The organism is Bradyrhizobium sp. PMVTL-01 (genome assembly GCF_051861855.1).
Lineage (GTDB): Bacteria > Pseudomonadota > Alphaproteobacteria > Rhizobiales > Xanthobacteraceae > Bradyrhizobium.
Genome location: NZ_CP193982.1, coordinates 85,408 through 98,389 on the forward strand (window position 1 = coordinate 85,408; position 12,982 = coordinate 98,389).

Sequence of the window (12,982 nt, forward strand, 5' to 3'; positions counted from 1 at the left end):
TGTCGCCCGCCCCCGAAGCGGAATTATGGCCTATTCGGCCGCTTGTTTCGCGCCCTTGACGCCCTGGGCCAGAGCCACGGTCAGCTCGGCCACGGCGGTAACGGTTTTGGCCGTCGCCCGGCCCTCGGCATCGAGGCTGTTCTTGAGCGCATCGACCAGCGCCGTGCCGACCACCGAACCATCGGCCTTCTCGGCAATGGCGCGGGCCGCCTCCGGCGTGCGGATGCCAAATCCAACGCAGATCGGCAGCCTGGTATGCCGCTTGATGCGCGCGACGGCTTCGCCAACGGCATTGGCGTCCGCCGCCGCTGCACCGGTGATGCCGGCGATGGAGACGTAATAGACGAAGCCTGATGTGTTCGCGAGCACCGCGGGCAGACGCTTGTCGTCGGTGGTCGGGGTCGCGAGGCGAATGAAGTTCAGGCCCGCCTTCAGCGCGGGAATGCAGAGCTCGTCGTCTTCCTCCGGCGGCAAATCGACGATGATCAGGCCGTCAACGCCGGCCGTCTTGGCATCAGCCAGGAACTTGTCGACGCCGTAGATGTAGATCGGATTGTAATACCCCATCAGCACCAGCGGCGTGACGTCGTCGTCCTTGCGGAAGTCGCGGACCAGCTCCAGCGTCTTCTTCAAGGTCATGCCGACCTTCAGCGCGCGCAGACCTGCGGCCTGAATCGAGGGGCCATCCGCCATCGGATCGGTGAAGGGAATACCGAGTTCGATGACGTCGGCGCCTGCCTTGGGCAGCGCCTTGACGATATTGAGCGAGGTCGCGAGATCGGGATCGCCGGCCATCACATAGGTGACAAAGGCGGAGCGGCCCTGCTTCTTCAGCTCGGCGAAACGGGTGTCGATACGCGTGGTCATGTTTCCGCGGCCGCTGTGCTATACCTCTCCCCTTCGGGGAGAGGTCGGCTGCGAAGCAGCCGGGTGAGGGGGGTGGAGAGGTTCGAGTCCAGAGCGCGAAGGCTCCGCGAGTGGCAGACGAGCGCCGAAGCGAAGCTTTGGCAAGCACTGCGCAACCGGCAGCTTGCCCACTGGAAGTTTCGTCGCCAGCATCCGGTCGACCGGTATGTCGTCGATTTCGTGACGCTCGACGGGAGGCTCATCGAAGTTGATGGCGTCACGCATTCCAGCCCGACTGAAATCGAACGCGATGAACCCAGGACCAAAGCGCTCGAAGCCTGCGGCTTCCTTGTCCTTCGGGTATCGAAAACGGATGTGCACGAAAATCTTGAAGGTGTCCTCGAGCTCATCCGGACATCGTTAAGGTTCGAGTGAGCGGAGAGCCCCCTCACCGCCCTGCTTCGCCGCCGACCTCTCCCCGATGGGGGCCCCGATGGGGGGAGGTGAAGAGAGTGCGACACCCGCCTCACTTGCTCTTGCCCCTCAGGATGTCGCCGACCTGCGGGACGTCCTTGTCGCCGCGCCCGGAGAGATTGACGACCATCAGGTGGTCCTTCGGCCGCTTCGGTGCGAGCTCCATTACCTTGGCGATGGCGTGTGCGGGTTCGAGCGCGGGGATGATGCCTTCGAGCTTCGAGAGCAGCTGGAACGCGGCGAGCGCCTCGTCGTCGGTTGCGGAGAGATAGTTCACACGGCCGACCTCGTGCAGCCAGGAATGCTCGGGTCCGATGCCGGGATAGTCGAGGCCGGCGGAGATCGAATGCGCGTCCTGGATCTGGCCGTCGGCATCCATCAAGAGATAGGTGCGGTTGCCATGCAGCACACCGGGACGGCCGCCTGCGATCGACGCCGCATGCAGCTGCGTAAGGCCATGACCCGCGGCTTCGACGCCGAAGATCTCGACAGTGGAGTCATCGAGGAACGGATGGAACAGGCCCATCGCGTTCGAGCCGCCGCCGATGCAGGCGACCAGCGAATCCGGCAGGCGGCCCTCGATCTCCTGCATCTGCGTCTTGGTCTCGTTGCCGATGATCGACTGGAAGTCGCGCACCAACGTCGGATAGGGATGCGGGCCCGCCACCGTGCCGATGCAATAGAAGGTGTTGTGCACGTTGGTGACCCAGTCGCGCAGCGCCTCGTTCATCGCATCCTTCAGCGTGCGCGTGCCCGACTGCACCGGAAACACCTTTGCGCCAAGCATCTCCATGCGGATGACGTTGGGCTGCTGCCGCTCGACGTCGACCGCGCCCATATAGACCACGCATTCGAGGCCGAAACGCGCGCACAGCGTCGCGGTGGCGACGCCATGCTGGCCCGCGCCGGTCTCGGCGATGATGCGCTTCTTGTCCATGCGCCGCGCCAGCATGATCTGGCCGAGCACGTTGTTCACCTTGTGCGAGCCGGTGTGGTTGAGCTCTTCGCGCTTCAGGTAAATCTTTGCGCCGCCGAGATGCTCGGTCAGACGTTCCGCGAAATAGAGCGGCGAAGGCCGGCCGACATAGTTCTTGAGATAGCCGTTCATCTCCGCCTGGAAGGCCGGGTCGGCCTTGGCCGCGGTGTAGGCCTGCTCCAGATCGAGGATCAGCGGCATCAGGGTTTCGGCGACGAAGCGGCCGCCGAAGATGCCGAAATGACCGCGCTCATCGGGGCCGCTGCGATAGGAATTGGGCTTGGCGATGTTCATCGAACACTCAACTCTTGACTTGCATCCTGGGTGGCGCGCGCGGCGCGAATGAAGGCCTTGATCATCTCGGGGTCCTTGATGCCCGGGGCGCTCTCGACACCGGAGGAGACGTCGACACCGCCGGCGCCGGTGACGCGGAGGGCTTCCGCGACGTTATCGACGTCGAGCCCGCCCGAGACCATGTAGGGCAGTTTCAGATCGAGATTTTCCAGCAGGTGCCAGTCGAAGGGCGCGCCCAGGCCGCCGGGACGGGTCGCATCCTTGGGCGCACGGGCATCGAACAGGATGCGGTCGGCGACCGCGGCATAGCCGGGCAGCACGGCAAGATCGGCCGCGGTTGCGACCGGGACGGCCTTCATCACCGGGCGGCCGTATTTCTGCTTGATGTCGCGCAGCCGGGCGACGCTCTCCTTGCCGTGAAGCTGGAAAATGTCCGGCGACAGCGCGTCCATGATGTTGTCGAGCGTGGCGTCGTCGGCATCGACCGTGAGCGCCACTTTGAGTGCGCGCTGCTTGATCTGCCGGCCGAGATCGCGCCCGGCCTCCAACGAGAGATGCCGCGGTGACGGCGGAAAGAACACGAACCCCACCATGTCGGCGCCGGCGTCGAGCGCCGTTTGAAGCGTCTCGCGCGTGGACAGGCCGCAGATTTTGACGAGCAGGGACATGGTCTCGCAGCGGGTAGCGGCCGCAGGGTGCGGCCGGAAAACGGGGCTTTCGGTCGGGGCCGCTTCTACAACGTCGCGCGCTGCTTGTCTCGCCCGATGGGCCCGTAAAGGCCTACTCCGGAGGGAGCGGGAAGCCGCTGCGCCTCGGGTCTTGCCGCGGTCACCTGGGCCCGCAGATCGGCCAATTCGCCCCGCGCAGCCTTGGCGTCGGCCTCGTGCCGGCGCGCGGCGCGTCGCCAGCGCCGCTGCCCGAACCAGACCGCACAGCCGCCCGCGACGACGCCCAGCGCCGCCACCAGGATCAGGAGCAGGAACAGCGGCATCGTGGCCGCGAATGAGGGGTCGTCGGAGATGAAGGGATCGAAGGAGACCGTGACGAAATGCCGGTTGGCGACCGCGAAGGCCACCAGGATCAGGGCCAGCGGAATCACGATCAGCGCGGTCAGGAACTTTCGCATCTCGCCTCGCTCGCCTTGAATCAAGCCGCCGGCCGCGTCTTGTGCGGCCGCTAAGAACCTGGCGCCGGCCTTTAGTCCGCCGCGCCTGGATCCGGATGGTCGCGGTTCAGCCGCTCGCGCATTTCCTTGCCCGTCTTGAAGAACGGAACGCTCTTCTGGTCGACGGGCACATGGGCGCCGGTGCGTGGATTACGGCCGGCGCGCGCCGGACGATGCTTGACCGAGAAGGCACCGAAACCGCGCAGCTCGACGCGGTCACCGCGTGCGAGGGCCGCTACGATCTCTTCGAGAATCGCATTCACAATGTTCTCGACATCCCGCTGGTACAGATGCGGGTTGTGCTCGGCGATACGCTGAACAAGTTCGGATTTGATCATCGAGAGATAGGACCCGGAAGCGTGCGGATGACCATTTCCGTGAAAATACTGTGATCTGTCAAGACGCTAAATCAAGGTTGAGCGCCGGGAAAATGCGTGACAAATGCCAAAAAAGTGGGCTGTCCCGACACTCGCACTGCGAGAAAAACTTCGGGAACTCGCCCGCCCCAGTCAGTTTGATGCGGCCGGCTGCCACAACGCCAGCATTCCATCCATTCCGAGCCGGTCGACGGCCTGCGCGACGCCGGTTTGCCCGATTTGATGCGCGATCGAGCCTAAACCAAGCGCTTCCAGCATCACGGCAGCCGCGGTCTTGAGGAACGGCAGATCGCCAAAGCGCGGCTGGAGCTTGTAATCGCGAACGCTGAGGCCCTTCTTGACGCCCTTCTGCTCGACCAGCCAGGTCACCGCAGCCTTCTCGTCGCCGATCTGGTCGATCAGCTTGAGATCGATCGCCTGGCGTCCGGTGAAGACACGGCCGTCAGCCACTTTCTCGAGCTGTGCGTCATCCATGCCACGCCGTTCCTTCACCAGTCCCTTGAACCAGGCGTAGGAGTCCTTCACCAGCGCATCGAGCGCGGCGCGCGCTTCGGGACTTGTCGGCTCGAATCCGTTCGGTGCCGCCTTCAGGGGCGAGGATTTTACCTCCTCGACCTTGACGCCGATGGTCTTCAAGAGCTCGGTGACGTTGGGATACTGGAACAGCACGCCGATCGAGCCGACCAGCGAGCTCTGCTGAGCGATGATGTGATCACTCGCGATCGCCGTGATGTATCCGCCGGAGGCGGCGAGGCCTTCGACCACGACGACGAGCGGCTTCTTCGCCTTCAGCCGCACGAGCGAGTCATAGAGCTGCTCGGAGCCGGCGGTGGTACCGCCCGGCGAGTTGATGTGAACGATGACGGCGGCGGCCTGCGAATTCTCCAGCCGCTCCAGCGCCTGCGTGCGATCGGAATCGCTGCGGATCAGGCCCTCGATCTGAACCCGCGCGATCGAACCGGCGGACGCGAACGTGCCGCGCGCACCGGGTGTCGCGATCAGCGCAAAGCCCGCAATTGCCGCGATCGCGATCAGCGCCGCCATGACACGCCAGAACGTCAGCTTGCGGCGGATCCTGCGGCGATCGACGATGATGTCCGAATCGAGCGACATCGGAATATCTCCAAATGAAAGGCCAGAGGCGTTGTGCCGTCACAACGTAAGCATTGGCTTGTCTGGATACATCAATTGCGGCGCAATTTGAAGAAATGAAGGCTGGCGCCTGCGGTGTAGGCCTGGGCGCTGCCACACACTCACGTCTCGTCCCGGCGAAGGCCGGGACCCCTAACAGGGGGAGCGAGTCGTTCGGTGCTGGCGCCGATCACAACCGATAGATTCCGCGGTACGGGTCACGGCCTTCGCCGCGCCGACAACGAGCAAAAAAGCCCCGGCTTGCGCCGGGGCTTCGATTGCCAGCGAAACGGAAGTTTCGCTTACTTGTTGTCGCGGTTCTTGAGCGCGGTGCCGAGGATGTCGCCCAGCGTCGCACCCGAATCCGAGGAGCCGTACTGCGCGATGGCTTCCTTCTCTTCGGCGACTTCGAGCGCCTTGATCGACACCTGGACCTTGCGGGCCTTCTTGTCGAACTGGATCACGCGGGCATCGACCTTCTCGCCGACGGCGAAGCGTTCGGCGCGCTGGTCGTTGCGGTCACGGGCGAGCTCCGAGCGCTTGATGAAGGTGGTGAAGTCGGTACCGGCGATCTTCACCTCGATACCGCTCTCCTTCACTTCGAGCACTTCGCAGGTCACGACCGCGCCCTTCTTGACATCGCCCGGCTCGGCGAAGGGGTCGCCTTCGAGCTGCTTGATGCCGAGCGAGATGCGCTCCTTCTCGACGTCCACGTCGAGCACCACGGCCTTCACCATGTCGCCCTTCTTGTAGTTGTCGATCACCTGCTCGCCCGGAAGCTTCCAGTCGAGGTCGGAGAGGTGGACCATGCCGTCGACGTCGCCCTCGAGGCCCAGGAACAGACCGAACTCGGTCTTGTTCTTGACCTCGCCCTCGACAACCGAACCGGTCGGGTGACCTTCGACGAAGACCTCCCAGGGGTTGCGCATGGTCTGCTTGAGGCCGAGCGAGATGCGGCGCTTGACGGAGTCGACTTCCAGCACCTGCACGTCGACTTCCTGCGAGGTCGACACGATCTTGCCGGGGTGCATGTTCTTCTTGGTCCACGACATCTCGGAGACGTGGATCAGGCCTTCGATGCCCGGCTCGAGCTCGACGAACGCACCGTAGTCGGTGATGTTGGTGACGCGGCCGGTGAAGCGGGCACCCAGCGGGTACTTGGCTTCGATGCCCTGCCACGGATCGTCCAGCAGCTGCTTCATGCCCAGCGAGATGCGGTGCGTCTCGTGGTTGATCTTGATGATCTTGACCTTCACGGTCTGGCCGATCGAGAGCACCTCGGTCGGGTGGTTGACGCGGCGCCACGCGATGTCGGTGACGTGCAGCAGGCCGTCGATGCCGCCGAGGTCAACGAACGCACCGTAGTCGGTGATGTTCTTGACCACGCCGTCGATGACCTGACCCTCTTCGAGGTTCTGGACCAGCTCCTGACGCTGCTCGGCGCGGGTCTCTTCCAGAACCGTGCGGCGGGACACCACGATGTTGCCGCGGCGGCGGTCCATTTTGAGGATCTGGAACGGCTGCGAGTTGTTCATCAGCGGCGCAACGTCGCGGATCGGACGGATGTCGACCTGCGAGCGCGGCAGGAAGGCCACGGCACCGTCGAGGTCGACGGTGAAGCCGCCCTTGACCTGGTTGAAGATGACGCCGTTGACCTTTTCGTTGTTCTGGAACGCCTTCTCGAGCTTGCCCCAGCTCTCTTCGCGGCGCGCCTTGTCACGCGACAGCACGGCTTCGCCGAGGGCGTTCTCGATGCGATCGAGGAACACTTCCACCTCGTCGCCGACCTTGAGATCGGAGTCACGGCCGGGGCCGGAAAATTCGCGAAGGGCAACGCGGCCCTCGGTCTTCAGGCCGACGTCGATGACGGCCATGTCCTTTTCAATTGCAACCACCTTGCCCTTGATGACGGAGCTTTCCTGCAGGTTGCCACCTGCGAAGGACTCGTCGAGCATCGCGGCGAAATCGTCACGCGACGGGCTATAGGTATCAGCAGAAGTCGAAGCCATTTGTTCTCCAGTTGCGGAAGTCTTGCCGGCCGTTGGGTTCAAGGGCGCATCGCACACGCAGTGTCGGAAGGTCCGCAAAACCTTCGAGCGACCGCTCGCTGCTCCGGCCTGAAGGCGGAACAGCGGAGGCGGGCCGGCTGAGGCCCGCGCGTTAGATACGTGAAAATCTTATGTCCGGAGCCTGGATCGCGCCGGCCCCCAAACAGGGACCGGAAGTATCGACCTCAAAGAGCGGGAGCGGGCGCTTCCTCCAGTGACGGCAGCGGCTTAACCCCGCGACCGGCCCGCTCGGACAGCCTCGATAATGTCGATGGCGGCCCGGACGCCGCCTTCTATATCCAGTTGGGAGTTATCTAGCAAGTAAGCATCCGGGGCCGGTTTTAAAGGCGCAATCGGCCGGTTTTTGTCGCGTTCGTCGCGGCGGATGATGTCGGCGAGCACCGCGGCCTCGTCGGCGTCCTCGCCCCTGGCCCTCGCTTCCATGGTGCGGCGGCGCGCGCGGACCTTGGGATCGGCCACGACGAAAATCTTCACGTCGGCATGAGGACAGATCACGGTTCCAATATCCCGGCCGTCGAGCACCGCGCCGGGCGGATCGGCGGCGAATTGCCGCTGGAAATTGAGCAGGACCTCCCGAACCCTGGGGATCGCCGAGACGATCGAGGCGCCCTCGCCGGCCTCCTGGGTCTTCAGGGCGGGATTGCCGAACTTTTCGGGGTCGAGCTCCAAGGCAGCCTGCACCGCGGCCGCCTCGTCCCGGAGATCATGACCGGACTGCATCAGGGCATAGGCCACCGCGCGGTAGATCACGCCGGTATCGAGATGACGATAGCCGTAATGGTGGGCGAGACGCTTGCCCAGCGTGCCCTTACCCGAGGCCGCGGGCCCGTCGATGGCGATAATCATGAAAACTCGGCCCCAAGCGAACGCATCATCGGAATGAAATCCGGGAAACTGGTGGCGATGAAGGCGGTGTCGTCGACGGTCACCGGCTGGTCGGAGGCGCAGCCCATCACCAGCGCCGACATCGCGATGCGATGATCCATGTGGGTTGCGACCGTGCCGCCGCCGGGGACATGGCCGCGACCCTCGACGATCAGGTCGTCGCCGGAGACCTCGACCTTGACACCGTTGACGCGCAGCATGGCGGCGGTGGCCTCCAGGCGATCGGATTCCTTGACGCGCAGCTCCTGCAGGCCGCGCATGATGGTGGTGCCTTCGGCGAAGGACGCCGCCACCGCCAGCACCAGATATTCGTCGATCATCGAGGGCGCGCGCTCCGGTGGCACCACGACGCCGCGCAGCTTTGATGCGCGCACGCGCAAGCGCGCCATCGGCTCGCCGGCATCGCCGCGCACTTCACTCTCCTCGATGAAGCCGCCCATTTCGCGCAGCGTGCTGAACAGGCCAGTGCGCAGCGGATTGGTCATGACGTCGGGCAGCACGATGTCGGAGCCTTCGACGATCAGCGCAGCGACGATCGGGAACGCCGCCGAAGAGGGATCGGCGGGCACGACGACATCGGCGCCGTGCAGCTCGGGCTGGCCGACCAGCGCAATGCGGCGGCCGTGCTGGCCTTCCTGCGCCGAGGTGATGTCCGCGCCAAAATGCTTCAGCATCAACTCGGTGTGGTCGCGGCTGGCCTCGGTCTCGATGACAGTGGTCGTGCCCGGCGCGGCGAGGCCCGCCAGCAGCACGGCCGACTTGATCTGGGCCGAGGCAACCGGGGTCTTGTAGGTGATCGGCAGCGGATCGCGCGCGCCCTGGAGGGTCAGCGGCAGACGCCCGCCCTCGCCGCCGGAGATGACCTTCGCACCCATCTTTTCCAGCGGATCGAGGATCCGGCGCATGGGCCGGCTGCGCAGCGAGGCGTCGCCGTCGAACACCGCCGAAATGGAGCAACCGGCGACGGCGCCCATGACCAGCCGGCAGCCGGTGCCGGAGTTGCCGAAATCCAGCGCCGCGTTGGGCTGGGCGAAGCCTCCGACGCCCACGCCGTTGACCTTCCACGCAAAATCACCGGTCCGCTCGACCCTGGCGCCCAGCGCCTGCATCGACTTGGCGGTGTTGAGGACGTCCTCGCCTTCCAGCAGGCCCGAAATCCGGGTCTCGCCGACCGCGAGCGCGCCCAGGATGAGGGCGCGGTGCGAGATCGACTTGTCCCCGGGCACCCGTACTTTCCCGGTCAGGGGGCCGCTGGCGCGAGACTGCAGCGGTCTCGGTTGATCGGAATGGGTCACGATTGTGTCCTTGGATAGGCCCTATGGGCTGGCGCGCAGGTACCACATGGTCCGCGCCCCGTCACGGGCATGTCTTTCTCCCGTAATGCGCTATTGACAGCGGGCCGCCAACTAGCCAAGTGAAGCACCGCTTTTCAGACATTCCCAGGATTCCTGCCGTGGCCAAGTCCGAACTCGGAACCAAACGTATTTGCCCGACCACGGGCAAGAAATTCTATGACCTCAACAAGAATCCGGTGATCTCGCCCTATACCGGCGAGGTGGTGCCGATCGCCCCGATCGCTCCCGCGCGTGCGCCCCGCGGCGCTGAAGCCCGCAGCATGGCCCAGGACACCGCGCCGGAGCCGGCGGAGGCCGAAGAGTTGGTCTCCCTCGAGGAGGCCGATGCCGAGGAGAACACCGGCAAGGTCAAGGCCGTCGTGCCCGAATCGGAGGACGATATCGAGGTCGACGAGACCCTCGACGACGATGATGACGATGATTCGACCTTCATTGCCGACGAAGAAGAGGGCGATGAGGACGTGACCGACATCATTGGTGATGTCGGAGGTGACGAAGAGACTTGAGATCAGTCCTGATCTGTGAAAAAGGGTGCACCGCGCGAGTCACCAGGCTCGCCGGTTTGTGGGGGATCCTCCGGGATCGTCCCATTTAAGGACTAAGGGGCCATAGCTCAGCTGGGAGAGCGCTTGCATGGCATGCAAGAGGTCGGCGGTTCGATCCCGCCTGGCTCCACCAGCCTTCGCTCGCTTCGCGAGCTACGGCTGGGCAAGTCCAGGGAAGTCCCTTGTAGCGAAGTGAGCGAAGGCTGCCCCGCCATAGCCCGAAGGGCGACGGCGGCCCGCCTGGCGAAGCATAGTGCTGGCGAAGTACCTCACACGTCGAAATATGGGCCTTGACGAATTCGGACCTATTTTGCTTTCGATGACGCCGCAGGCGCTGTTGCATTCGAGCGATATCTGAAATCTGGTTCGGGGCGAGCATTCGCAAAGAAACATTTTTGATCGCGCGTGACCGACCCCTACTCCCCGATCACCGCATTCAGCCGATCCCGCAACGCGACGATCTCGTCCTTCATCGCGACCAGTTCCGACACCGAGCAGTCCGACGCCGCCAGGATCGACTGCGGCACGGTGCGCGCTTTCTCCTTCAGCGCATGGCCCTGCGTCGTCAATGCGATCAGGACCTGGCGTTCGTCCTTGCGCGAGCGGGTGCGCTTGACGAGATGGGCGGCCTCGAGCCGCTTGAGCAGCGGGGTCAATGTGCCCGAATCCAGGAACAGCTTTTCGCCGATCTCCTTGATCGGCACGTCGTCGCGCTCCCACAGCACCAGCATCACCAGATATTGCGGATAGGTCAGGCCGAGCCGGTCGAGCAGCGGCTTGTAGACGCGGTTGAAGGCGTGCGCGGCGGAATAGACTGCGAAGCAGATCTGGTTGTCGAGCCGCTGCGGGTCGAGGGTCGATAGTTTCCGGGCCATGGAGAATCTCACGCGTTTCTCCCATTCTGGGGCCGGCCGGCGAGACATTCAATTGCGAACAATTAAATGTGAGGCATGCCGATTTAGATTGCGCGCAATCTAATTGCCGGCGATAAAGATCGCGCCCCGACCCTGAAACACCCAAGGAGACGAAAATGTCCGTGAACGTGCTCTACAAGACCAGCGCCAAGGCCACCGGCGGCCGCGACGGCCATGCTGCGACCCTCGACGGCGCGCTCGACGTCAAGCTCGCCACCCCGAAGGAGCTCGGTGGCGGTGGCGGCGCCGGCAACAATCCCGAGCAGCTGTTCGCGGCCGGCTATGCCGCCTGCTTCATCGGCGCGATGAAGTTCGTATCCTCGCAGGGCGGCCCCAAGGTTCCCGCTGATGCATCCGTCACCTCGACCGTCGGCATCGGCCCGCGCTCCGAGGGCGGCTTCGGCCTCGATATCGACCTCGCCGTCTCGCTGCCGGGCCTTGCCCGCGCGGAGGCCGAAGCGCTGGTCGCCAAGGCGCACCAGGTGTGCCCGTACTCCAATGCCACGCGCGGCAATGTCGACGTTCGCCTGACGGTCGTCTGATCGGATCGGCGGAGTTGGCTGGCCCGGGACCCCCCTTGGGCCGGCCGCTTCCGCTTGATTTGCCACCTCGCGGGATGGCCGCGCGGGGGCGCATACGGCCCCACGCGCGGGCCCATTGCTGGCGCAAACAAACCTCGCTAGGCCTGTGATCCAATGATCGACACAGGGGAAGCGAAGGCATGACCGAAGCAGCAACGGGCGCAATGAGTGGACTGCGCGTCATCGATCTCACGCGCGTGCTCGGCGGTCCCTACTGCACCCAGATCCTCGCCGACCACGGCGCCGACGTCATCAAGGTCGAGCCGCCGGCAGGTGACGAGGTGCGCGAATGGGGCCCTCCCTTCCACGAGGAGGACGCGGCCTATTTCGTCGGCATCAACCGCAACAAGCGCTCGATCGGCCTCGACCTCGCTTCCGAAGGCGGCCGCGTCGTGCTGCTGAAGATGCTGGAGACGGCCGACGTCCTGATCGAGAATTTCAAGCCGGGCACGCTGGAGAAATGGGGCATCGGCAACGATGTGCTCAGCGAGAAATTCCCGCGCCTCGTGCATTGCCGGATCTGCGGCTTCGGCGCCGACGGGCCGCGCGGCGGCAATCCCGGCTATGATGCCATCATCCAGGCCATGACCGGCATGATCGCGGCGACCGGCTCGCCGGAGAGCGGGCCGATGCGGATCGGCGTGCCCTTGGTCGACATCACCACCGGCCTCTATGCGGCGATCGGCATCCTGATGGCACTTTCCGAGCGGCAGCGTTCGGGCAAGGGCCAGTTTCTGGAGACGACGCTATACGAGACCGGCCTTGCCATCATGCATCCGCACACCGCCAACTATTTCATGCATGGCAAGCCGCCCTCGCTCACCGGCAACGAGCATCCGAACCTCGTGCCCTACGCGATCTTCCCGACCAAGACCGACAACATCTTCATCGGGGTCGGCAATGACGGCACCTTCCGCAAGCTCGCCAAGGAGATCGGCAAGCCCGAGCTCGGCACCGATCCGCGCTTTGCCCGCAACAAGGACCGCATCGCCAATCGCGAGGCGCTTCGCGCCGAGCTCGCCGCGGTGTTCAGCCGGCACGAGGCCGAGCCGCTGTGCAATCGCCTGCTCGCGGCGGGCCTGCCCGCAGGTCCCGTGCAGAAGATCGACCAGGCGTTGACGAACCCGCACACGATCTACCGTGGCGATATTATCGAGAAGGACTGGTACAAGGGCGTGGCCTCCCCGATCCGCCTCGATCGCAGCAAGCCGAGCCTGCGCCGCGTGCCGCCGAAGTTCAGCCAGCACGCAGCCGAGGTGCTGGGCGAGTTCGGCTACTCCAAATCCGAGATCGACGCGATGGTCGCAAAGGGCACCGTCTGCGGCCCCGAGCGCAAGCGCTGAGCCAAGACACAGATCGAGCGACAGCGC

14 protein-coding genes, 1 tRNA gene and 1 pseudogene are annotated in these 12,982 nt (G+C 64.6%); 6 read left to right on the forward strand and 10 right to left on the reverse strand.

What is annotated here, in order from left to right:
* Positions 1-30 precede the first annotated feature (30 nt).
* The gene (trpA, locus tag ACRQ5Q_RS00360) at positions 31-867 is read right to left on the reverse strand and encodes a tryptophan synthase subunit alpha (protein WP_439372440.1); all 837 of its coding nucleotides are present in this window, start codon (positions 865-867) and stop codon (positions 31-33) included.
* 72 nt (positions 868-939) lie between these two features.
* On the opposite strand from trpA, the gene ACRQ5Q_RS00365 reads away from it, so the two are divergent.
* On the forward strand, positions 940-1,281 hold the full coding sequence (locus ACRQ5Q_RS00365) for an endonuclease domain-containing protein (protein WP_439395505.1): 342 nt from the start codon (positions 940-942) through the stop codon (positions 1,279-1,281).
* A gap of 91 nt (positions 1,282-1,372) precedes the next feature.
* Here the strand turns inward: ACRQ5Q_RS00365 and trpB are convergent, their stop codons facing one another.
* From trpB to aroA, 8 genes are all read right to left on the reverse strand, one after another.
* A complete protein-coding gene (gene trpB, locus ACRQ5Q_RS00370) occupies positions 1,373-2,590 on the reverse strand; it encodes a tryptophan synthase subunit beta (RefSeq protein WP_439395507.1) in 1,218 nt (405 codons plus the stop codon).
* Complete coding sequence (locus ACRQ5Q_RS00375) at positions 2,587-3,258, reverse strand: phosphoribosylanthranilate isomerase (RefSeq protein ID WP_439372437.1); 672 nt, start codon at positions 3,256-3,258, stop codon at positions 2,587-2,589. The genes trpB and ACRQ5Q_RS00375 overlap by 4 nt, the downstream gene beginning before the upstream one ends.
* 65 nt (positions 3,259-3,323) lie before the next feature.
* A complete protein-coding gene (locus ACRQ5Q_RS00380) occupies positions 3,324-3,716 on the reverse strand; it encodes a lipopolysaccharide assembly protein LapA domain-containing protein (protein ID WP_439395509.1) in 393 nt (130 codons plus the stop codon).
* Between the two features lie 71 nt (positions 3,717-3,787).
* Positions 3,788-4,093, reverse strand: coding sequence for an integration host factor subunit beta (locus tag ACRQ5Q_RS00385; protein ID WP_008539997.1), 306 nt, complete (start codon positions 4,091-4,093; stop codon positions 3,788-3,790).
* 171 nt (positions 4,094-4,264) lie between these two features.
* On the reverse strand, positions 4,265-5,245 hold the full coding sequence (gene sppA, locus ACRQ5Q_RS00390; RefSeq protein WP_439372435.1) for a signal peptide peptidase SppA: 981 nt from the start codon (positions 5,243-5,245) through the stop codon (positions 4,265-4,267).
* A gap of 320 nt (positions 5,246-5,565) precedes the next feature.
* Positions 5,566-7,272, reverse strand: coding sequence for a 30S ribosomal protein S1 (rpsA, locus tag ACRQ5Q_RS00395; protein ID WP_439395510.1), 1,707 nt, complete (start codon positions 7,270-7,272; stop codon positions 5,566-5,568).
* Between the two features lie 267 nt (positions 7,273-7,539).
* Entirely contained in the window at positions 7,540-8,178 is a 639-nt protein-coding gene (gene cmk, locus ACRQ5Q_RS00400; protein WP_439395512.1) for a (d)CMP kinase, read from the reverse strand.
* Positions 8,175-9,512, reverse strand: coding sequence for a 3-phosphoshikimate 1-carboxyvinyltransferase (gene aroA, locus ACRQ5Q_RS00405; protein ID WP_439372432.1), 1,338 nt, complete (start codon positions 9,510-9,512; stop codon positions 8,175-8,177). Before aroA ends, cmk begins: the two co-directional genes overlap by 4 nt.
* 158 nt (positions 9,513-9,670) lie before the next feature.
* On the opposite strand from aroA, the gene ACRQ5Q_RS00410 reads away from it, so the two are divergent.
* The 3 genes and pseudogenes from ACRQ5Q_RS00410 to ACRQ5Q_RS00420 form a co-directional block, all read left to right on the forward strand.
* The gene (locus ACRQ5Q_RS00410; RefSeq protein ID WP_439372431.1) at positions 9,671-10,078 is read left to right on the forward strand and encodes a TIGR02300 family protein; all 408 of its coding nucleotides are present in this window, start codon (positions 9,671-9,673) and stop codon (positions 10,076-10,078) included.
* A gap of 96 nt (positions 10,079-10,174) precedes the next feature.
* Positions 10,175-10,250, forward strand: a tRNA-Ala gene (locus ACRQ5Q_RS00415).
* A gap of 101 nt (positions 10,251-10,351) precedes the next feature.
* A pseudogene (locus ACRQ5Q_RS00420) lies at positions 10,352-10,516 on the forward strand (GIY-YIG nuclease family protein); the annotation flags it as partial.
* A gap of 17 nt (positions 10,517-10,533) precedes the next feature.
* Here ACRQ5Q_RS00420 and ACRQ5Q_RS00425 read toward each other — a convergent pair.
* Positions 10,534-10,992: a MarR family winged helix-turn-helix transcriptional regulator gene (locus ACRQ5Q_RS00425; RefSeq protein ID WP_439372430.1), complete on the reverse strand. Its 459-nt coding sequence runs from the start codon at positions 10,990-10,992 to the stop codon at positions 10,534-10,536.
* Positions 10,993-11,147: 155 nt separating this feature from the next.
* Here ACRQ5Q_RS00425 and ACRQ5Q_RS00430 point away from each other — a divergent pair, with 155 nt between their 5' ends.
* Positions 11,148-11,573 carry an organic hydroperoxide resistance protein gene (locus ACRQ5Q_RS00430; protein ID WP_439395514.1) on the forward strand — a complete coding sequence of 142 codons (426 nt, stop codon included), beginning with the start codon at positions 11,148-11,150 and terminating at the stop codon, positions 11,571-11,573.
* A gap of 179 nt (positions 11,574-11,752) precedes the next feature.
* Positions 11,753-12,955, forward strand: coding sequence for a CaiB/BaiF CoA transferase family protein (locus tag ACRQ5Q_RS00435; protein ID WP_439372429.1), 1,203 nt, complete (start codon positions 11,753-11,755; stop codon positions 12,953-12,955).
* Positions 12,956-12,982 lie beyond the last annotated feature (27 nt).